The sequence below is a fragment of the Phytohabitans kaempferiae genome, assembly GCF_042433955.1.
Lineage (GTDB): Bacteria > Actinomycetota > Actinomycetes > Mycobacteriales > Micromonosporaceae > Phytohabitans > Phytohabitans kaempferiae.
The window spans coordinates 441,390-462,661 of sequence record NZ_JBHLUH010000009.1; the positions used below are offsets into that span (position 1 = coordinate 441,390).

Annotated in this window: 15 protein-coding genes; 4 read left to right on the plus strand and 11 right to left on the minus strand. The window is 71.5% G+C overall.

Going from position 1 to position 21,272, the window contains the following annotated elements; all coding sequences use genetic code 11:
- Positions 1–10 precede the first annotated feature (10 nt).
- The 6 genes from ACFFIA_RS08715 to ACFFIA_RS08740 form a co-directional block, all read right to left on the minus strand.
- On the minus strand, positions 11–2,557 hold the full coding sequence (locus tag ACFFIA_RS08715) for a putative glycoside hydrolase (protein WP_377248227.1): 2,547 nt from the start codon (positions 2,555–2,557) through the stop codon (positions 11–13).
- A 9-nt stretch (positions 2,558–2,566) separates the two neighbouring features.
- The gene (locus ACFFIA_RS08720; protein ID WP_377248229.1) at positions 2,567–4,357 is read right to left on the minus strand and encodes a spherulation-specific family 4 protein; all 1,791 of its coding nucleotides are present in this window, start codon (positions 4,355–4,357) and stop codon (positions 2,567–2,569) included.
- Between the two features lie 24 nt (positions 4,358–4,381).
- Positions 4,382–5,194 carry a carbohydrate ABC transporter permease gene (locus ACFFIA_RS08725; RefSeq protein WP_377248232.1) on the minus strand — a complete coding sequence of 271 codons (813 nt, stop codon included), beginning with the start codon at positions 5,192–5,194 and terminating at the stop codon, positions 4,382–4,384.
- A complete protein-coding gene (locus tag ACFFIA_RS08730) occupies positions 5,187–6,164 on the minus strand; it encodes a carbohydrate ABC transporter permease (RefSeq protein ID WP_377248235.1) in 978 nt (325 codons plus the stop codon). Before ACFFIA_RS08730 ends, ACFFIA_RS08725 begins: the two co-directional genes overlap by 8 nt.
- 157 nt (positions 6,165–6,321) lie before the next feature.
- Positions 6,322–7,584, minus strand: a complete 1,263-nt coding sequence (locus ACFFIA_RS08735; protein WP_377248238.1) for an ABC transporter substrate-binding protein — start codon at positions 7,582–7,584, stop codon at positions 6,322–6,324.
- Positions 7,585–7,738: 154 nt separating this feature from the next.
- On the minus strand, positions 7,739–8,905 hold the full coding sequence (locus ACFFIA_RS08740) for an ROK family transcriptional regulator (protein WP_377248241.1): 1,167 nt from the start codon (positions 8,903–8,905) through the stop codon (positions 7,739–7,741).
- 80 nt (positions 8,906–8,985) lie between these two features.
- Here ACFFIA_RS08740 and ACFFIA_RS08745 point away from each other — a divergent pair, with 80 nt between their 5' ends.
- Positions 8,986–10,251, plus strand: coding sequence for a Gfo/Idh/MocA family protein (locus tag ACFFIA_RS08745; RefSeq protein ID WP_377248244.1), 1,266 nt, complete (start codon positions 8,986–8,988; stop codon positions 10,249–10,251).
- Between the two features lie 70 nt (positions 10,252–10,321).
- Complete coding sequence (locus ACFFIA_RS08750) at positions 10,322–10,579, plus strand: hypothetical protein (protein ID WP_377248247.1); 258 nt, start codon at positions 10,322–10,324, stop codon at positions 10,577–10,579.
- Here the strand turns inward: ACFFIA_RS08750 and ACFFIA_RS08755 are convergent.
- Positions 10,521–10,922 (minus strand): hypothetical protein, encoded by a 402-nt coding sequence (locus ACFFIA_RS08755; protein ID WP_377248250.1) that lies wholly within the window; start codon positions 10,920–10,922, stop codon positions 10,521–10,523. The genes ACFFIA_RS08750 and ACFFIA_RS08755 overlap by 59 nt on opposite strands.
- Positions 10,923–11,003: 81 nt before the next feature.
- On the opposite strand from ACFFIA_RS08755, the gene ACFFIA_RS08760 reads away from it, so the two are divergent.
- Entirely contained in the window at positions 11,004–13,304 is a 2,301-nt protein-coding gene (locus ACFFIA_RS08760) for an ATP-binding protein (protein ID WP_377248253.1), read from the plus strand.
- Between the two features lie 206 nt (positions 13,305–13,510).
- On the opposite strand, the gene ACFFIA_RS08765 is transcribed toward ACFFIA_RS08760, so the two are convergent.
- The 4 genes from ACFFIA_RS08765 to ACFFIA_RS08780 form a co-directional block, all read right to left on the minus strand.
- A complete protein-coding gene (locus tag ACFFIA_RS08765) occupies positions 13,511–13,984 on the minus strand; it encodes an iron chaperone (protein ID WP_377248256.1) in 474 nt (157 codons plus the stop codon).
- Positions 13,985–14,377: 393 nt separating this feature from the next.
- A complete protein-coding gene (locus ACFFIA_RS08770) occupies positions 14,378–15,832 on the minus strand; it encodes a glycoside hydrolase family 43 protein (protein ID WP_377248259.1) in 1,455 nt (484 codons plus the stop codon).
- 12 nt (positions 15,833–15,844) lie between these two features.
- Positions 15,845–17,242 carry a family 43 glycosylhydrolase gene (locus tag ACFFIA_RS08775; protein WP_377248262.1) on the minus strand — a complete coding sequence of 466 codons (1,398 nt, stop codon included), beginning with the start codon at positions 17,240–17,242 and terminating at the stop codon, positions 15,845–15,847.
- A gap of 187 nt (positions 17,243–17,429) precedes the next feature.
- Positions 17,430–19,910 (minus strand): glycoside hydrolase family 127 protein, encoded by a 2,481-nt coding sequence (locus tag ACFFIA_RS08780; RefSeq protein WP_377248265.1) that lies wholly within the window; start codon positions 19,908–19,910, stop codon positions 17,430–17,432.
- A 248-nt stretch (positions 19,911–20,158) separates the two neighbouring features.
- Between ACFFIA_RS08780 and ACFFIA_RS08785 the strand changes: the two genes are divergently transcribed.
- Positions 20,159–21,187: a LacI family DNA-binding transcriptional regulator gene (locus ACFFIA_RS08785; RefSeq protein ID WP_377248268.1), complete on the plus strand. Its 1,029-nt coding sequence runs from the start codon at positions 20,159–20,161 to the stop codon at positions 21,185–21,187.
- Positions 21,188–21,272 lie beyond the last annotated feature (85 nt).

Consider the following 21,272-nt stretch of genomic DNA (forward strand, 5'->3'; position numbering starts at 1 on the left):
GCGTTCTCCTTCAGACGGTGGCGACCGGGAAGGGGTCGGGGGTGGCCGGGAGCCGCTCGCCGGCCAGGTTGTTCTTGAGGTAGCCGAGGCGGATCCGGCGGCCGGGGGTCAGGCCGAGCGCGGCGAGCGGGATGGCGGCCTCGACGGTCGTGTCGTTGCGTACGAAGGTCATCGCGCCAAGCGGGGTCCACGACCAGCCGGTGCCGTTGTGCCGGTACAGGTTGGCGTTCTCCAGCATGTACTCGGCGCCGGAGGGGTTGCTCCAGCCGCTGGCCGCGTATCCGGTGGCGGGGTTGTTGTCGGTGTCGAGGTGAAACTGGCCGAGCACGTTCAGCCCGGTGCCGCGCACGAGCAGGTACAGCGTGGTGCCGTTGCTGGTCATCGAGAGCGACTGCACGGTCGAGCCGCCGGTCAGCAGTGGGGTGATGCCGGCCCAGTCGGCCGGCGAGCCGTCGACCGTGATGATGCCGGAGGGCGGCACCGACGGGCTCGGCGTGGGTGTGCGCGAAGGCGTGGGAGAGGGCGAGGGCGAGGAGGTGGGCGAGGGGCGTGGCGTGGTCGGGTTCGGCGTCGGGTTCGAGGTGCCGCCGGGTACGAAGAACCGCACCGACTGCCCGCCGAAGTTGGCGACCCGGAACCAGGTCCAGATCTCGCGCCCGGCCATGGACGGCGGGAAGATGTAGCCGCGGCCGAACTCCAGCTCAGCCCGCGTGCCGGACTGCACGACCCGCACCGGCCAGCCCCGGTTGCCCGGCGCGGCCGGGCTGCCGAAGCGGAAGACGTCCCCCTGACCGGCCACGTGCGGCAGCAGGTACGCCTGGTTGAGGTTTTCCAGGTAGACGCGGGCGTCCGGGGAGGTGGGCCAGAAGGGCTGCCATCCGGATGGGCCGTCCCGGTCGTAGTCGAAGTAGATCATCTCCTGGGCCAGGCTGAGCGCCTGCTTCGCCTCGACCATCATGAAGAACCGGTCGCCGGCGAACTTCGTGTACACCTTGGTGATGCCCTTGGCGTTGGCGCCGGCCGGATCGTGGAAGACGGGCGTCTCGGCGGCCCACTCCCCCGTGTCGCCGTCGGCCACGAAGCCGCCGAAGAGGTTGGTGGGATGCGCGCCCGCCTGGCCCGGCGCGGCCAGTCCTCGGGCGTCGAGCCAGTTCTTCGCGTCGTCGTAGACGGCGGAGTTGAAGTGGTTGGCTCCGGAGACGTCGTAGCCGAGGTAGCCGGAGTTGACGACCACCTCGTTCATCCACTTCTGCGTCCCGCTGGCCGGCACGCGGAAGTCGATTATGGCGATGTTGAAGCCGTCCGTCCGGTTGGCCTGGGCGTTCATGTACGTCTTCCAGAAGCCGCCGAAGTTGTCCCGGTGCCGGTAGCCGGCCGAGCCGGGATTGGCGTTCCAGTTCGTCTCGTAGCCGGGGCTGCTGTCGTAGAAGCCGGGGATGTAGGTGTTGTAGTACCAGGACTCGGTGACGAAGACGTTGATGGCGCGGCGGTAGCGGTCGGCGAAGCGGGACGTGCCCTCGTCGGGGTTGAAGTACCAGTAGCCGCGGTTGGCGGCGACCACCTTGCTCGGGTCGACCGCCTTGATCTTCTCGACCAGGTCGATCATGCCGCCGGCGGTGAAGCCGAAGTTGCCGCGCGGCCCCCACGAGACGCCGGGACCGGCGCCGCCGACCGGGTCGGGCGTGTCCACGGTGTCCAGGAAGACGCCGTCGTAGTCGCCGTCGTGGACGATCTTGTCGACCTGGTAGGTGACGAACCGCTGCCACGCCGGGTCGCCGCCGTTGATGTAGCCGCCGCCGTACGTGCGGTTGACGTCGACCGTGCCGTCGCCGTCGCGCCAGTAGCCTCCGTAGAGGTAGCGGCTGTCGCTGACCCAGGTGCCCTGCTGGTCGAGGTACCACGGCATCACCCCGCGGTTGCGCCAGGTGAGCCGGTTGCCCCACGAGGAGTAGTTGGCCGCGATGCCGAGCCCGGTGTATCCCGCGTAGCCGTCGTCGTACGTGCCGTCGGGGCTCGCGCCGCCCTCCACGTCGACGTATCCGCCGGAGGCGTTGTAGCTCCACGGGTTGGGGCCGTGCAGCGGGCCGGACGGTCCACTGTAGCCGGCGGGCAGCAGGCCCAGCTCGATTCCCTCCTGGACGGTCATGTGGCCGCTGTGCCCGGGGATGATGGTCGGCAGCATCTCGCCGACCGAGATGTAGCCGAGCACGATGACGTCGTCGGCGGTGCCGAGCACGCCGTCCAGCCCGCGCTTGATCTCCTGCACCTGGGCACTGGTGACCGACTCGAAGTAGAAGTGGTCGGCGGCCACGCTGAGCACGCGCAGGGTCGGTTCGAGCACGACCAGGTCGTACCCCTTGAGCTGGTTGGTCTTCGCCTGGTCGAGCTGGCCGTACCAGAACGCGGTGCGACTGTGCTGGTTGAGCGTGGGGACCTTGCCGTAGAACGGGGTGCGGCCGATCTCGAAGTCGGCCGCGCCGGCGGGTCCGGCGGTCACCAGCCCGATCGTGGCCACCAGCAGCACGCCGCCGAGCAGCGCGATGGTCTTGCGAAGCACGGCTCCTCCTCAGTGGACGTCGACGACGGGGCTGTAGTACTCCGGCGAGCTGCCGGCACCGTGGAAGACGACGCGGTGCGGCGCGGGCGCCAGCGCGACCGGGATCTCCCATGCGTACCGACCGTCCACCGAGGAGACGAGCGGGCTCGGGCCGTCCACCGGTGTCCAGCTCCAGCCGGTGCCGGTGTGGCGGTAGAACCAGCCGTTCTCGATGAGCAGGTCGGCGCCGACGCCCGCGGTGGCGAAGCCCGTGGCCGCGTCGCTGTCGGTGTCGACGAAGACGTGGTGGAAGTCGAACGGCAGGTTGAACGTGGCCGCGTAGGTGACCGCCGTGGCGCCGATCGTCCCGCCCTCGTCGGTGATCGGGTCGCCGGTGGGCACGGTGGTGGTGACGGTGAGCGGGCCGGCGGCGGGCGAGGTGTTGCCGCTGGCGTCCCGGGCGACGACCGTCACCGCGTACGTGGTGCCCGGCTCCAGCCCGCTGATCGGCACCTCAGGCTCGGCGCCGGCCAGCCACGCCGGCAGCGCGAGCAGCCGGGCGCCGTCGAGGTGCACCTCGTACCCGACGACGTCCCGCTCCGGCACGGCGGTCCAGGCCAGGCGCGCGTGGGCGACACCGGTGTCGGCGGCGCGCAGCCCGGCCGGCGCGGCGGGCGGGCGCGGATCGGGCCGGGCAGTGGTCACCGGGACCGCGCGGCTGGGGGCGGAGGCGTTGCCGGCCCGGTCGCGGGCGACCACGCTGACCTGGTGCCGCCGCCCGGGGTCCAGCCCCCGGATCGTGGCCAGCGGCTCCGCGCCGAGCGTGCCGGCGACCCGGACGCCGTCGACCAGCACGTCGTATCCGGCGGCGCCTCCGGTGGCCGGCAGCCAGGCGAGCGTCACCTCGGTCGGGGTGACCCGGATCGGGAGGGGCGCGCCGGGCGCCCGAGGCGGCACGCGGTCCGGGCTCGCGGCGGCGGCGAGCTGGCGCTGCCAGTACTCCTCCGGCGGCAGGCTGTCCCACGGGTTGGCGAGCACGTCCGGCGTGACGTAGACGTAGCCGGCGTTGCGCCGCTCGCTCAGCCGCATCGCCTCGTCGAGCCGCTCCAGCGTGCCGGTGGCGTGTACGAGGTGCCACAGCCGGCGCGGGTCCAGCGCCCGGTGCCACGCCGGCGGTTCCCACTCCACATAGGACTCGTATGTGCCCTCGAAGGTCAGGATCACGTCACCGATGTCCGCGTAGCAGCGCTCGGTCCCGATGCCCGGGTTGATGACGGTGAACGCGCCCCGGTGCCACGCCCTGGTGTGCTCGTCCAGCGCCCGGTAGGTGCGGGCGTACGCGCCGTCCGGGCCGCAGACGTTCTGCACCTCGTCGAAGAAGACGCCGCCGAGCCCGTCGCCGCCGTAGAGCCGGTACCAGGTCTCGATGTCCTGCTGCACCTGAGCGGACCAGGCGGCCGGCGTGGTCTCGCCGAGGCGCGTGGCCCGGCCGGTCGTACCGAGGTACCCGGTCGGCACGTAGCCCAGCACGGTCACGCCCGCCGCCCCCGCCGCGGCGATGGCGGCGGCGTAACCGGGGTCGCGGGTCTTGCCCGGACCGGAGAACGGGTTGGCGACCGCGATGCCGGTGCCCTGCGCGGTGAGCCGCTGCCAGAGAGCGGCGCCGTCGCCGCCGGGGTAGAAGTACGCCGGTACGGCCAGCCGCTGCCCCACACCGCCGGTCGTGGCGGCGGCCGGGGCGGGCATCGCGAGGGGCGCTACGACGAGGGCCAGCGCGGCGGCCAGAAGGCGCGCGCGACCGCGGCCATGCCTACGGGACATGGTCGGCTCCGTTTCTGTCTTCAGTCAGCCCTTGTTGCCGCTGAGCGTGATGCCTTCGATGAAGTGGCGCTGCATCACCACGAAGACCGCGATGACCGGCAGCGACGCGAGCAGCGAACCGGCCATGAGCACCGGGTAGTCGGTCTGGAACTGGCCCTGCAACGAGGCGAGCCCCGCCGACAGCGTCATCTTCTCCGGGTCGGTGTTGACGACCAGCGGCCAGAAGAGGTCGTTCCAGGACCACAGGATCGTGAGGATGGCGAGCGCCAGCAGGCCGGGCTTGGCCAGCGGGAGCATGACGGACCAGTAGATGCGCAGCGGCGAGGCGCCGTCGAGCCGGGCCGCCTCGTCGAGCTCCTTGGGCAGCCCGAGGAAGAACTGCCGGAGCAGGAACACGCCGAACGCGCTGAACAGCCCGGGGACGATCAGCGCCGGGAGCGAGTTGAGCCAGCCGAGGTCCGCCATGATCTCGTACTGCGGGATGACGAACAGCGGCGGCGGCACCATGAGCACCGAGAGGAAGACTCCGAAGAGGAGGTTGCGGCCGGGAAACTGCAGGCGGGCGAAGGCGTACGCGGCCATCGAGCAGAAGAGCAGCTGCCCGGCCGTACGCCCGAGGGTCATCAGCACGGTGTTGAGGAACTGGTCGCCGAAGGGCAGCAGCTCGAAGACGCGGCCGTAGTTGGACCAGCGCCAGTCCGGCACGAGCGTCGGTGGTACGCGGGAAGCGCTGGAGAGCGTCTTGACCGAGGTCAGAAACTCCCACACGAACGGGATGACCATCAGCGCGGCGCCCACCACCAGGACCGCGTGCGTGCCGGCGTGCCGTCTACCCATAGTGGACCCACCTCTTCTGGAGCCGGAACTGCACCGCGGTCAGCACCACGATCAGCAGTAGCAGCGCCATCACGATGGACGCCGCGTAGCCTCGGTCGTTGGTGTGGAACGCCTTGTCGTAGAAGAGCGCCACGACCGTCTCGATTCGGGGGTACGCGGGGTTGCTGCGGGCCGACTGGCCGCTGCCGCCGATGACGTACACGAGGTCGAAGAGCTGGAGTGAGCCGATCACCGAGATGACCGAGACGAAGAAGATGGACGGGGAGAGCAGCGGCAGGGTCACCTTGCGAAACTGGGCGAGCGGGCCGGCCCCGTCGATCGACGCCGCCTCGTAGTACTCCCTCGGGATCGCCTGCATGCCGGCGAGGAAGATGACCAGGTTGTAGCCGAGACTGGTCCAGATGCCGACCGCGGCGAGGGCGTAGAGCGCGGTGGCCGGATCGGCGATCCAGTGTGGACCCTCGATGCCGACGAGTGAGAGCAGGTAGTTGATGAGGCCGTACTCGCCGTTGTAGAGCCATCGCCACACCATCGCGACGGCGACCGGCATCGTGACGACCGGCAGGAAGAAGAGCGTGCGGTACACCGAGACGCCGCGCAGCCGCCGCCGGTTGAGCAGCGCGGCGAAGGCGATGGCGATCGGGATGCCGAGCAGGCCGAGCCCCGTGTAGAGCGCGGTGTTGCCGAGCGCCCGCAGCACCTCACCGTCACCGGCGAGCGTGCGGTAGTTGTCCAGCCCGATCCACTCGTGCCCGCCGAACGGTCCCCACTCCGTGAACGAGAAGTAGGCGGTCTGCACCACCGGCCACAGGTAGAAGACCGCCAGCCCCAGCCCGGTGGGGGCGATCAGCAGGTATCCCCACAGCGCCTCGCTCCCCCGCCGCCGCCAGGGCCGCGGCCGGCGCGGGCGCCCGGGTGCGGGCACCGCGGCGGGTTCGACCCGCGCGGTGCCCGACTCGGCGACCACCATGCTTACCACGCTCCGTCGCTCGGCGCTCGTCCACCGGCGTGGTCAAGGACCGTAGCCTCGCGACTCCCGCCCTGCGCCAACCACGCTCCGTCGCTCGGCGCTCGTCCACCGGCGTGGTCAAGGACCGTAGCCTCGCGACTCCCGCTCATCTGGTCACTCACTCCTTCGCCAGCAGCGCGTTCATGTCGGTGGCGAGCGCCTTCGCGGCGGTGTCCACGTCGACCGCGCCGCTGTACGCCTGGGTCAGGTGCTTCGCCTCGGCCTCGTTCCACGCCGCCGTGTTGCGGGAGACCGGGTACGGCACCGCGTACGCGACCGCGTCGAGGAAGAGCTGCACCTTGAACTGCGCGTTGGCGGTGGCCCACGCGGTCTGCGTGCCGGTGTACGCCGGGATGGGCCCCTTGCGGCCCAGGATCTCGGCGGCCGGCTGGGAGCCGAGGAACCGCACGAACTCCCACGCCTGGTCGGGATGGGCGGTCTTGGCCGAGACCACGTTGGCGAGGCCGTGGATGATTGTTGCCTTCTTGACGCCGGCCGGCAGCGGTGCGACGTCCACTCTGGACTTGGTGTACTCGTTCTTGGAGAACTCGGAGACATTCCACGAGCCGCCCCAGTACATGGCGAGCTTGCCCGACTCGAAGAGCTGCAACGGCTGAGTGTCCGTCATCGTCTTGAGGTCGGGCGACTGCTTGGCCGCGATGAGGTCGGTCCAGAAACGCAGGCCCTCGATGGTCGCCGGCTGGTCGTAGCCGGAGGTCTTGCCGTCGGGCGAGATGACCTGTCCGCCGGCCTGGTAGATGGTGTTGTAGTAGTACTCCTGGCCGGAAAGGTTGGCGCCGACCGCGTACACGCCCTTGGCCGGGTCGGTCAGCTTCGCCGCGGCGGCCTTGAAGTCGGCCCACGTCCAGTCGTCGGCGGGATAGGCCACCTTCGCCGCGTCGAAAAGCTCCTTGTTGTACCAGACGCCGACGGTGTCGAAGTCCTTCGGCAGGCCGTACACCTTGCCCTCGAACGTGTACAGGTCTACCAGCGGCTTGGGGTAGACGCCCAGGTCGAGCCCTGCCTCGCCGATCCGGTCGGAGAGCGGCATGAGCACGCCGTTGTCGGCGTAGAGCTGGATGTTGGGGCCGTTCATCCAGAACACGTCCGGGGCGGCTCCCCCGGTCACCGCCGCCCGCAGCTTGGTCCAGTAGTCGGCCCACGGGGTCATCTGCACGTCGATCGCGACGGTGGGGTGCTCCTTGGTGAACGCCGCGGCGAGCTCCTCCATCACGGGCACCTGGTTGACGTCCCACACCGCGTAGGAGAGCGTCACCGGGCCGTCGGCGTCGCCGGCCGAGTCGTCGCCGCACCCCGCGGCGGTGAGGGCGAGCGCGGCGGCCACCAAGGCGGTGAGCCCCAGCCGCACTGGTCTGGACATATGGCGTACCCCTCTCGAGCGAGAGACTCAGGTCACATCGGATACCCCACTATTAATAGTCTCCTTCATAAGTCTGTCAAGGCTGATCTCTGCGACGAATCGATGAACGGGCGGCGCGGGGGGCGCCCCCAGGGCCGGGCCGGCGGCAGCGCGCTCAGCGGCCGGGTGCCGCCGGCGCGGCCAGGCCACTGCCCGGGTTGAACAGGTGCAGCTCCAGGTGGTCCAGCGCGTGCCTCACCGCGCCCAGCGCCACCGCGTCCTCGGCCAGCGCCGACTGGACCACCTCGGGCGTGCGGATGCAGCGCTTCTCCAGCTCCCGGCGGAACGGTTCGAGGATCACGTCGGCCGAGCGGGAGAAGCCGCCGCCGAAGACGACGAGCTGCGGGTCGAGGGCGAGCACCAGCGCGGAGGCGCCGAGGGCGAAGTCCTTCACGTACCGCCGGACCGCCGTCAGCGCCCGCCGGTCACCTTCCCGCGCGGCCGCGAAGACCAGCCCGGCGACGTCGTCGGGATCGGTGCCGGCGGGCGCGCCGGACCAGCCGCGCAGGTGCTCCTGCGCCCGGATCCAGCCCAGCTCGGGCAGCGCACCGATCTCCCCGGACGCGCGGGCGAAGCCCCGGTGCAGCCGCCCGTCGATGATCAGGCCGGCGCCGGTACGCAGGCCGGCGAGCAGGTAGACCACGTCGCGGGCGTACCGGGCGACGCCACGCCAGGTCTCGGCGAGTGCGGCCAGGCGGCTGTCGTTCTCCACCAGCACCGGGCCGGAGACCAGGCGGCTGATGTGCTCGGCCAGGTGCAGCCCGGTCCACTCGGGCAGCGCCACGGAGAGCACGACGCGGCCGGCGTCGTCGACGAGCCCGCTGGTCGCGACCGTCGTCGCCCACATCTCCGCGCCGGTGCGGCCGGCGCCGGCCAGGCATTCGGCGACCACCTTGTCGACCACGGCGAGCCGCTCGGCGCGCCCGACCGCGGGCGAGACCGGCTGCCGCTCGCTGTGCCGGATCTCGCCGTCGAGGTCGGCCACGAGCGCCCGCACGGTGTGGCCGCCGATGTCGACGCCGAGGACCCAGCCGGCGTCGGCCCGGAAGCGGTATCGCCGGGCCGGCCGCCCCATCGAGCCGGCCGCCGGGTCGACCTGCTCGACCCAGCCCTGCGCCTCCAGCTCGCGCACCACGTCCTCGGTGGCCGGGCGGGACAGCCCCGCGGCGCGGGCCATCTCGGTCAGCGTGCGCGGCGGCTGGTGGCGCAGCGCGTGCACCACCGCGAGCGTGTTGAGCTGTCGCAACCTCGAAAGATCCCCGCCGGCGAACTGTCCGCTCACGTGCGTACCCCTTGACGTTCCGGCCTCGCGTGCCTACTAATGATGGATAGTTTCTAAAGTAGCCCACGGGAGGCACGCAGATGACTGTAGACGGGGTACGGCTGGTCGTGGCGGGCGCCGGGGTGCGAGGGCTCGTGTACGCCCGCTGTGCGGTCGCCACCGGGCGCGCCCGCGTGGTCGCCGTCGCCGAGCCGGACCCGGGGCGCCGTGGCCGGTTCGCCGCCGAGTTCGGCATCCCGCCGGAGCACGCGTACACGGACTGGCGCGACCTGGCCGCCGCCGGGCGCGTGGGCGACGCCGTCGTGGTCGCCACGCAGGACCAGATGCACGCCGACCCCACCGTCGCCTTCGCCGAGCTGGGCTATCACATCCTGCTCGAGAAGCCGATGGCCACCACCGAGGCCGACGCGCTGCGCATCGCCGCCGCGGTCGAGAAGGCCGGCGTCATCTTCGCGGTCTGCCACGTCATGCGGTACACGCCGTACTCGGCGACGCTCAAGGGGCTGCTCGACGGCGGGGCGATCGGGCGGCTGGTCAGCGTGCAGCACCTGGAGCCGATCGGCTGGTGGCACTACGCGCACTCGTTCGTCCGCGGCAACTGGAGCAACAGCACCACCTCCGCCCCGCTGCTGCTGACCAAGTCCTGCCACGACATCGACTGGCTGCTGTACCTCTTCGGCGCCGCGCCGACCCGGGTCAGCTCCTTCGGCGGGCTCAGCCACTTCCGACCCGAGCACCGGCCGGAGGGTGCCACCGACACCTGCCTGACCTGCCCGGTCGAGCCCACCTGCCCGTACTCGGCGCCCCGGCTGTACCTGTCCTGCCTCGGCGACCCGAGCCGCGAGTTCTGGCCGCTCTCCCCGGTCACCGCCGACCCCACGCCAGAAGGGGTCGAGGCGGCGCTGCGCACCGGGCCGTACGGCCGCTGCGTCTACACCAGCGCCAACGACGTCGCCGACCACCAGGTGGTCTCGATGGCCTTCGCCGACGGTGCCACCTGCTCGTTCACGCTGACCGCGTTCACCCCGCAGGAGGGGCGCCGCACGCGGCTGTTCGGCACGCACGGGTACATCGACGGCGACAACACGCTGCTGCACGTCACCGACTTCCGGACCGGCGAGCGGCGCACGATCGACACCGGCGCGACGGCCGGCGCCACCGCCGGCGACGGCCACAACGGCGGCGACACCGCCATCACCGACGCCTTCCTGGCCGCGGTCGCGGAGGGCGACCCCGCGCTGGTCCCCTCCGACGCGACCTCCAGCCTGCTGAGCCACCGTGTGGTCTGGGCCGCCGAGCGGGCCCGCACCACGGGCACGATCGTCGACCTGCCCGTGCCAAGCTAGGGCCGACCGGGCGCCACGCCCGCGCTCGCGCGCTCCCGGCGGCGACGGCCGGTGCACGCTGCTCTTCGAGGTGCCGGACACCGCGGCGCGGCAGGTGCCCGGCGACCCCGCCCCGGCCGAGCGCCCCGGCGACGACCGCTGGAGCGCCTTCCGCGAGGCGGGCGCGCTCGTCGAGGCGCTGCGCGAGGCGGAGGCGGACCCGGAGCACGGGCACTGGATCTATCTGCGGCTGGCGACGACCGCGACCGGCGGGCGCGGCGGCTGGCGCCCTAGCGGTGCGCGCGCTGGCGCAGCCAGCCGCCGGCCAGGGCCGCGGCCACGCAGGTGAGCGTGAGGGTGACGGTCAGCATGGCCACGCCGACCGGCCACAGGTTGGCGCCGATCACCTCGGCGACCGCCATCCGCCAGCCGGAGAGCACCACGAGCGCGAGCACCACGCCAGCGGCCCCGAGCACCGGGCGGCCGCGCCAGGCCAGCCAGCCCGTGCCGGCGGCCGCCGTGGCGTGCACGAGGACCCAGTCGAACGCGCCGTTGGGGTCGCGGTAGCTGTCCGGGGTCGGCCCCGGCACCACCGACCAGTCCCATCCCATCACCAGCCGCCAGACCGCCACCGTGGCGACCAGCACGAGCGCGACCTCGACCAGCCCGGCCCGCGCGCGGATCTTCGTCAATGGCTCTCCTCGGTCGTGCGGGTATGGTCCACATGACGGTAGCCGAGCGCCCGGCGTGCGCGGCTGTCCTAAGCTGCGGCCGTGGCTTCGGGTCTACCGGCGCCCCGCCCCGTGCGGACGCCCGCTGAGTTCGTGGGCGAGCTGCGCCGGCTCAAGGCCTGGACCGGACTGTCCTATCGCGACCTTTCCCGGCTGGCCCGGACGCGCGGCCGGATCCTGGCCTACAGCACACTCGCCACCGCTCTGAGCCGCGAGTCGCTGCCCCAGCCCGACCTGGTGGCGGCGTTCGTCGCGGCATGTGGCGGCACCGACGGCGACGTGGACGCCTGGCTGGAGGTACGCCGGGGCGTCGCGCAGGCCGAGGCGGACGTCCCCGAGCCGCCACCGCCCACGCCCGACACGGTGCCGCGCCTGCTGCCGCCCGACCCGCGCCACTTCGCCGGCCGGGCCACCGAGCTGGCCCACGCCACCAGGCTGCTCACCGGCGGTGGTGCGGTGCTCGTGACCGGCCCCGCGGGCGTCGGCAAGACCACCTTCGCGGTGCGGCTCGGGCACGCGGTCGCCGACCAGTTTCCGGACGGCCAGCTCTACGTCGACCTGCGCGGCTTCCAGCCCAGCGGCTCGGCGGTGCCGCCGGCCGAGGCGGTACGGGTCCTGCTCGACGCGCTCGGCGTGCCGGCCGACCGCGTACCGTCCACACTGGAGGCCCAGGCCGCCCTGTACCGGAGCTGCCTCGACGGCCGGCGGATCCTCGTGGTGCTCGACAACGCCCGGGAGGCCGCGCAGGTCGCCCCGCTGCTGCCCGGCAGCGCCGGCTGCGCCGCGGTGGTGACCAGCCGTGACCAGCTCACCGGCCTCGTGGTGGCCGGCGCGGCCGACCCCCTCGGGCTCGACCTGCTCCCCGCCGCCGACGCCCGCGACCTGCTCAGGCAGCGGCTCGGCGCCGACCGGATACGGGCCGAGCCCGACGCGGTCGAGCGGATCGTCACGGCCTGCGCGCGGCTGCCGCTGGCCCTGGCCGTCGTGGCGGCCCGGGCGGCCACCAATCCGCGCTTCACGCTCGGCGCGCTCGCCCGTGAGCTGCGCGCGGCGCAGGGCGGGCTGGACCCGTTCACCGGTGGCGACCCGGCGGCCGACGTACGCGCCGTCTTCTCCTGGTCCTACCGGCTCCTCGACCCGGACGACGCCCAGCTCTTCCGGTTACTCTCCGTGCACGCCGGTCCAGACCTCACCGCGCCCGCGGCGGCCAGCCTCGCCGGCGTCCCGCCGGCCGTCGCCGCGCGCCGGCTGGCCACGCTGACCCGCGCCCACCTCACCGCCGAGCCTGCGCCCGGACGCTACGCGATGCACGACCTGCTCCGCGGGTACGCGGCGGAGCTGGCCGCCACCGACCCGCCGGACGAGCGCCGCGCCGCCACCGGCCGCCTGCTCGACCACTACCTGCACACCGCGCACGCCGCCGACCGGCTGATCTACCCCGAGTTGGCGGTGCCATCGGCCGAGCCTCCGCCGCCGGTGCCGGGCGTCACGCCGGAGCCGCTCGGCGATCCGGAGGCGGCACGGGCCTGGCTCGCGGCCGAACGCGACGTGCTGCTGCTGGCCTGCCACGCCGCCGCCCGAGCCGGCTTCGACGAGCACGCCTGGCGGCTGCCCCGCGCGGTCGCCAACCACCTGGACACGATCGGGCACTGGCACGACGTGATCTCCATCCAGCGGGTCGCGCTGGCCGCCGCCGAGCGGCTGGACGACCGGGGCGCCGAGGCCGGGGCGCACCAGGCGCTGGCCGCCGCGCACGGGCGGCTCGGCGACGACGCGACGGCGTATCCGCACTACGAGCGGGCGCTGGAGCGGTACGCGCAGCTCGGCGACCACCTCGGCGAGGCCCATGTCCACCGTGGACTCGGCGGGCTCTGCCACCGGCAGGGGCGCTACGACGAGGCGTTCGAGCACAACCAGCGGGCGCTCAACCGGTACGAGAAGCTGGAGCACCGCAACGGCCAGGCGATGACGCTCAACAACGCCGGCTGGCTGCACGCCCAGCGCGGCGCGTACGACCAGGCGCTCGCCGACTGCCAGCGGGCGGTCGCGCTGCTGCGGGAGACCGGCGACCGGCACGCCGAGGCGGCGACCTGGGACAGCCTCGGCTACATCCACGGCCACCTCCACCAGCCAGAGCGGGCCGCCGCCTGCTACGCCCGCGCCATCGACCTGTACCGCACGCTCGGCGACCGCTACAACGAGGCCGACACGCTCCGCAACCTCGCCACGCTGCACGAGTCCACAGGGGACGCCGATGCCGCGACCGCCGCGTGGCGCGCCGCGCTGCGCCTCCTGGAGGAGCTCGACCATCCCGAGGCCGCGGAGATCCGCGAGCGGCTGTGACCGGCGGCGAGACCGCGCCGCCCCCGTGACCGGCGCGGTCTCGTCGCCCGCGTCACGGGATTCGACTGCGTCGATTCTCGCGCGGTCGTCCGGGCGGACTCCAGACGTCGCGCGTTCGGGTCCGTTCGGATCTGTTCGAGCCGCGGGGCCGCCACGGCGTCCGAGAAGGGCCGGCGGGCTCGACAGGATGGGCCCGCGGATGCCGGTCAGCCCGCCGCCTTCTTCACCAGCTCGCCGATCCTCGCCTCGTTGGCGGCGGTCAGCTTCGTCAGGGCGAAGGCGGTCGGCCACATGGAGTCTTCGTCCAGGTGGGCGTCGTCGTTGAAACCGAGCGTCGCGTACCTCGATTTGAACTTCTGCGCGCTCTGGAAAAAGCAGACGACCTTGCCGTCCCTGGCGTATGCGGGCATCCCGTACCACAATTTTGGCGAAAGCTCCGGCGCATTGGCTTTGACGATGGCGTGGATCCGCTCGGCCATGACGCGATCCGATTCGGGCATCTCGGCGATCTTCTCGAGCAGAGCGCCTTCCGCGTCGGCCGCGGACCCGCGCTGGCCACGGCGCGCCGCCTTCACCTCTTTGGCGCGCTCCTTCATCGCCTCTCGTTCCTCGGGGGTGAATCCCTCGGCCGCCTCGTCGCGCGCCGTGGTCTTCTTCGCGGCCTTCTTCGTGTCCTTCATGGCAGCTTCCCTCGCTACGAGTCTTGATGGAATGACCCTATGCTAGGAAGCCGACGCGGCGATGGCTTCTTGAATCCTGACCGGTTCGCCCCGGGCAGGCGGCGCGCGGTCCACATTTTTGCCGTTTCTCGATGCTATTCGCGCTGAGCGAAAGCGCGATTTCGCCGCCGGCTTTCGCGCCGCCCGGCGCCGGTCGTGTGGGCACGGAGGGCGAGGCCGCGGGAAAGCACCCCAAGAAGACGCTCCGCTGCGCTCCACGTCTCCCCGGGGACCCCGCGCGGCGGTCCGGGGCGCGACGGACGCCGCGGTAGCTCAAAACGAAACGCGACCGGCCCGCGGGCACGGACGGAGCCCGCCCGCCGCGAGGGCGACGGGCGGGCTTTGGAGGGCGAGTTACGTGGTGACGCGGAACGTGGCGTCGCCGCGGCTCTGCGTGTCGCTGACCACGTCCAGGCGTAGGACGTATCCGTAGTGGCGGATGTGCCGGTCCGGATAGTTGTACGACTGGAACGACGTCCACGAGGAGTTGGCGAGCCCGGCCACTTGGCGGAAGGTGGCATCGCCGGCGAAGGTGCTCGTGCCGTCGTTCGCCGCGAGCTGGAAGTCGAAGCCGTAGTGGCGCAGGTAGTACCCGGGGAAGTTGACCGACTCGATGGATACGGTGCCGGAGGCAGCGGCGAGCCCTGGCACGAGACGGAACTGCGCGTCCTGGGCGGGGCTGACGTTGGGGTCGATGCGCACGTCGAAGTTGGAGTGGCGCACGTACCGGTCCTGGTAGTTGTACGACTGGATGCGGTTGACCGGGATCGTGCTCCCCCACCGCCCGAGTACCCGGGTCTCCTCGGCCGCGGTCAGGTTGAGGATCGAGCCGTGGCGCTTGCGGTTGCCGCCCATGGCGTAGTCGGTGCGGGTCCGGAAGTTCTGCGTGCTGCCCAGGTTGGTCGAGGTGATCGGCATGTACCCGCGGCCGGTGGCGTACTGGTCGAGCCAGAGCGCCCACTCGTTGCGCCCGTTGAACTGTGCCCACATCGGACCCTCGACCACGTTGCCGCCGCCGGTGCCGTTGGAGATGCCCATGTGCGAAAGGTTGCCGATGGTGGTCCAGCTGCCGAGGATCGAGTTGCTCCCCTCGATGGTGATGTGGCCGTCGGCCGAGGCGCGGTAGTACCGGTAGCCGCCCACGCTGCCCGGCACCTCCACGATCTGCGTGTCGATGATGCCCTGGCCGCTCCCCCGGTCGATGTAGAGCTGCGGCGCGGTGAACGAGCGGAAGTCGCTGGTGCGCACGTACCAGATGCGGTGCTTGGTGACGCCGTTGCGCAGCGAGTTGGTCGCCCAGTAGACGACGTAGTCACCGGTCGCGGCGTTGTAGATGGCCTCGGGCGCCCACGCGTTGCCGGCGCCGGGGATGCCGGCGGCGACGTTCATCAGCCTGGGGGCGGACCAGTTGACCACGTCGGTCGACTCCCACACGACCAGCGAGGTGCTGCCCCGGTTGGCCGCGTCGCTCCACGATGTACCGCTGGCGATGCGCAGGTCGGTGGCGACGATCCAGTACCGGTCGCCGTTGGGCGAGCGGACCAGGGCGGGGTCGCGGACACCGCGCGTACCGACGGTGGAGCGCAGCACCACGCCACCGTTGTTGAGGTCGGTCCAGCGCAGCCCGTCCTTGCTGTGCGCGAGGTAGATCTGCTCGCCGTTGGCTGACTCGCCGGTGAAGTGAGCCATCAGGTAGCCGGTGAACGGGTCGAGCGCGGACGCCTTCTTCGGCGCCGCCACCGACAGGGACGCGAACGCCAGGCAGGCGACCGTGAGTGTCGCTCCCACCCGGGCAAGGGTTCTCGACATGGGAAGCTCCTCTTACAGGGTCGGCACGATGGGACGGATCGTGCCGTCGGAGTTGAAGTCCATCCGGTCGATGGCGGTCTCCCGGTTGGTGCCGTTGCCGGCGGGGACGGCGAACCGGTGGTAGGCCACGTACCAGGTGTCGGTGCCGGGCGCGCGGACCACGGAGTGGTGCCCGGTGCCCTTGATGCCGGCGTCGAGCCGCTTCTGGAGCACGACGCCGCGCGCGGTCCACGGCCCCAGCGGTGACGACCCGGTGGCGTACGCGACCCGGTAGTCCTCGCTGCGCGTGTCGTTCTCGGACCACATCAGGTAGTAGAGGCCGTTGCGCTTGAACACGAACGGCGCCTCGTTGTATCCGGACGGCGTGATGACCCGTACCTGCGCCGCGTCGAACGAGACCATGTCGGCGTTCAGCCGCACGGCGCGCGCGACGCCCTGGCCCCAGTACAGATAGGACTCTCCATCGTCGTCGGTGAAGACCATCGGGTCGATCGCCTGGCCACCGGAGAACTGGTCGCCGCGGACCAGCGGCCGGCCCAGCGCGTCGCGGAACGGCCCGGTCGGCGAGTCGGCGACGGCGACACCGAGCTGCTTGGTGGTGTTGCCGCTGGCCGCACCGCCGCTGAAGTACAGGTAGTAGCGACCGCCGCGGGTCGCGACCGCCGGTGCCCAGGCCGAGTTGTCCGCCCAGGAGACGTCCGGCCCGTGGTCGAGGATCACGCCGTGGTCGGTCCAGTTGACCAGGTCGGTGGAGGAGAACGCCTTGTAGTAGGTGCCGCTCCAGCTCGCGTACCCGTCGGTGGTCGGATAGAGGTAGTACCGCCCGCCGAAGGTGGCGATGTGCGGGTCGGCGAAGAGCCCGGGGATGACCGGCCCCTTGGTGGACTTCGGGGTCCAGGGCGCGGTCAGCCGAAACGAGCTGTCCGCGCGGAAGGCCGCGGTGTCCTGCTGCGCGTCCAGCCAGAGGGCGAAGTCACGGTGCCGGATCCGCCGGTCGGGATAGTTGTACGAGGCGAGCGCGACGGAGCCGCTCACCGACCCGTCGACGGCGCAGAAGGTGGCGTCCCCGCGAAATGTCGGGTCGCCGGTGTTGGCGTCGACCCGCAGCCGGAAGTCGCGGTGCCGCAGGAAGAGCCCGTCCCTGGTCTGGAACGAGTAGCACGCGGGCGACGCCAGGCCGTTGACGACCGTGAACGTGGCCTCCCGCTTGACCTGCGCGGTGCTGCTCGACGTCACCGGGTCGACCTGGCCCAGCGAGCCGGTGTGCCGGACGAACCGGCCGGGGTAGCTGATCGACTCCAGCGAACGGGCGCCGGTCGGAAGCGGCGCGGCCTGGGCGGCGCCGGCCGGCAGGGCCACCAGAAACCCGGTGACCAGGATGGACAGTGTCACGCCGGCGAGCACACGCATCGCGATACTCCGATGTTTACGCAAACACGTGTGACAATGTTAGCGATAACAGTCTGGCTGTCAAGCCCTCGGACGAGGACCTTGGCGAGCGGGACGCCACGGGCGGGCGCCACCGCGGCGAGAGGGGCCGGCTGGTGGCCCGACGAGCCGGGCGCAGGTCGAGCCACCAGCCGGTGTCAAGAGGACCTCACAGTCCCGTCGCGTGCAGGTCGGCCACCTCGGCGGCGGTCAGCACGCGGCTGTAGAGCCGGAAGCCGTCCACCGCCCCGTCAAGGTACGGATCGGAGCCGTACTGGGATCGACCGATCCAGTTTTGTGTGGTGCTGCCCAGGTCAGCCGGGCGCAGCGTCAGGGCGCTGTTGCGGGCGACCTCGGCACCGTTGACGTACAGCACGCCGACCGAGCCGGAGAGCGTGACCGCGACGTGCGTCCACGCGCCCGAGGGCAGCGCGGCCGGGCCGTTGATCCGCTGCTCGCCGCCGGAGCCGGAGGTGGTGATGGCGAACCGCGCGGTGCCGGAGCCGCTGCGCGGGACCAGGAACATGTTGGCCGTCGCGCCCGAGCCGAGGTCGAAGAGGCGGGCCCAGTTGGCGACGGTGTCCAGCCGGACCCAGGTGGCGACCGTGCAGGCGGTGGCGCCGGCGAGGATGCCCGCCGGCAGTGACACGTACGCGCCGGTGCCGTTGAGGTTGACCGCGTTGCCGGTGCGGCCGGCGATCCAGCCCGCACCGCTGGCTAGCGTGGCGGTGCGGCCGTTGCCGGTCGCGTCGGCCGCGCTGGTGCCGGACGTCTCGTCGAAGCGGTAGTGCGCGACGAACGGCGCCGGCGGCGGTGTGGTGTTGACGTTCCAGTACACCGTGTACCGCTGCCCGTGCATCTTGTAGAACGGCAGCAGCGTCACCGCGCCGGTGCTGGCCGTCGCCGTGAACTGCAACGGCGTCGAGGTCGCGGCGATCGTCGCCGGGTTGAGCGTCGGCATGGTGGAGAGGTTGTTGGTGCCGTACGCGCCGGACAGCACGATCGGGCCGTACTTGACCGCCTGCACGGCCGCGTTGTCCGGTGTGGACTCCCGAACCAGCGACATCGGCAGCGTCACGTCGACCACGTCACCCGACGTCCAGGTCCGGGTTATGCTCGTGTACGACCCGGGGGTCACCGATCCACTCTGGAGTGTGCCGTTGACCCGGATCTGCGCGCCACTGGTCCACGACGGGATGCGGATCCGCATCGTCAGCGGTCCCGAGCCGGTGACGGTGAGCCGGGTCGACGGCACCTCTGGGTAAGACGTCTCCTGCCGCACCGTGATGCCCCGCCCCGGCCAGGTGAGCACCGAGGCGATGAAGAGGTTGACGTGGAGGACGTCTCCACTGTGGAAGTAAATGCTGTCGGCGTACTTGGTGTTGCTCTCCATGCCGGTGCCGTGGCAGCAGGTCCAGTTGTTGTAGTCGTTGCTGTACGTCTTGATGCCGCCCGGCCGCAGCGGCACGTAGTAGCAGTGGAAGCCGTGGCTGGAGCTGGGGTTCTGCGCGCCGAGGATGTGGTTGTAGAGCGCCTTCTCGTAGTAGTCCATGTAGTCGGTGCGCGCCGGGTTGGTGAAGAAGAGCTGCCGGGTCAGCTTCAGCATGTTGTAGGTGTTGCAGCACTCGCAGGTGGTGTCGGAAAGCTCGCTGGCGATGCGGTTGGGCGCCTTGAAGTACTCCCCGTTGGAGTTGCCGCCGATCGCGTACGAGTGCCGGCCGGTCACGATGTCCCAGAAGTTGACGGCGATGTCGCGGTATCGCGTGGTGCCGGTGGCGTGGTATTCGCGGATCGCCCCGAGCACCTTTGGGATCTGCGTGTTGGCGTGGTAGTTGTTGAGCGCGTCCACGTTGGACGCGAGCGGGTCGAAGACCTCGGCGTGGTCGAAGTGCTGCGCGGCGGTGAGGTGGTTGGGGTCGGCGGTGAGCTGGTAGAGGTTGGTGAGCACCTCGTTCATGCCGCCAAACTCGGTGTCCAGCATGTTCTGCCGCTGGGTGAGGGTCAGCCGGTCGTTGCGAAACTTCACCCACGCCGCCATCCGGGTCAGCACGGTGAGCGCCTGGGCGTTGCCGGCGAGCAGGTGCATGTCGAGCAGGCCCGCCATGATCTTGTGAAGCGTGTAGTACGGCGCCCACACCGACTGCCGCGCCTCGACCCGGTCGATGAAGCTCTCCGGATACGCCGAGAGGTATCCGGTGTTGAAGCCGGCGGCGGTGGCCCGGTCCTGGCACTTGGCCAGCTCCGCGACGAGGTAGTCGCCCTTGGTCTTGAACGCGGCCGGGCCGCCGTTGGCGTATCCCTGGGCGAGCGCGGTGAGCACATGCCCGGTGGAGTGGCCGCGCAGCTCGGTGGTGGGCGTCTCCCAGCCGCCCATGGCCGCGGCCGACGAGGGCAGCCCGACGTTGAGGCGGAACATGTGCAGCAGCCGGTCGGCGTCGAGGAAGCTCAGGTAGCTGTGTGTGCGGCCGGTGTTGGCCTGGAACGGCCCGGCCAGCAGGGTGACGGCGGAGAGCGGAAACGGGTAGGCGGAGACGCCGATGTCGGCGCGGGCGGCCGCGGCGGCCGGAGTCGCCCTGAGGGCGGTCAGCCCGGCGGCCGCGGCGGCGCCGGCCACGGAGGTGCGCAGCACGGTGCGGCGAGAGAGGGACACGGGTTACCTCCTGTCCTGTGTGGAGGCCACCGGGAACGGGCCCCGCGTGGTCGCCTGACCTCGGTCGGCCCACAGGTGGTAGGGAAACGAGGGTGAGGTTGCCCGGCTCTGTCTCTGTGCTGTTGGTCGCCCGATTGCCGAAAACCTTTTCGGCAATGTAGCCACCTGATTACGTCCGCGTCAAGGGAAGAGTTTATATGGCTCGATGATGTACGCTTTCGCCTCGAAAGGTTTTCGAAAGGATTTCGGTGGGTAGGCAGCGGTCCCGGTCGGTCACGTTGAGCGATGTCGCGCGGCTGGCGGGCGTGTCCGTGGCCACCGCGTCAAAGGCGCTCAACGCGCGCGACGAGGTGGCGCCGGAGACCCGCCGCCGCGTGCTGGAGGCCGCCGAGGAGCTCTCCTTCCAGCCCAACGTGCTCGCCCGCGGGCTGCTCACCGGTCGCACGCGCACCATCGGCCTGCTCACCGACGAGCTGGGCGGCCGGTTCTCCATCCCGATCCTGCTCGGCGTGGAAAACGCCTTGGCCAACGGTCAGATGTCGGTGCTGCTCTGCGACGCGCGAGGCGACGCGATCCGCCGCCAGCACTACATCCGCACGCTGATCGCGCGCCAGGTCGACGGCTTCGTGGTGCTCGGCGACTCCAACGACGTGCGGCCGTCGTTGACCCGCCAGTTCCCGGTGCCGGTGGTGTACGTGTACGGCGAGTCCGACGACCCGCACGACCTCTCCGTCCTCGCCGACGACGAGCACGGCGCCCGCCTCGCCACCGAGCACCTGGTGTCGCTGGGGCGCCGGCAGATCGCGCACATCACCGGGCCGGAGAGCTACCGTGCCGCCCGCGACCGGGTCACCAGCCTCCGCAAGGTGCTCGCCTCCGCGGGCCTCCCCCTGGCCGGCGGCGACCCGCTCTACGGCGAGTGGTCGCAGCGGTGGGGACGGCAGGCGGCCAAGATGCTCCTCTCCGCCAGCCCCGAGATCGACGCGATCTTCTGTGGCAACGACCAGATCGCCGCCGGGGTCGCCGGCGCCGTCCGGGAGCTGGGCCGCCGCGTCCCCGACGACATCTCCATCATCGGATACGACAACTGGCACGAGTTCGCGGCCGACTGCCAGCCACCACTGACCACAGTGGACCTCAACCTCCAGCAGCTCGGCGAGACGGCGGTCAAGCACCTCTTCGCCGCGCTCGACGGGCAGCCCGCCTCGGGGGTCGTGCGCCAGCCGTGCCGCCTGGTCGTCCGCGAGTCCACCGGCCCTCGCCCCCAGGCCGCCTGAGTCGGGCGCGCGCGCCGAGCCCGCTGCTGCGTTGTGGCGGGTCGCCCGGGGCTGGTCGGCCCCGGGCGACGTCGCTGTTAGGAGG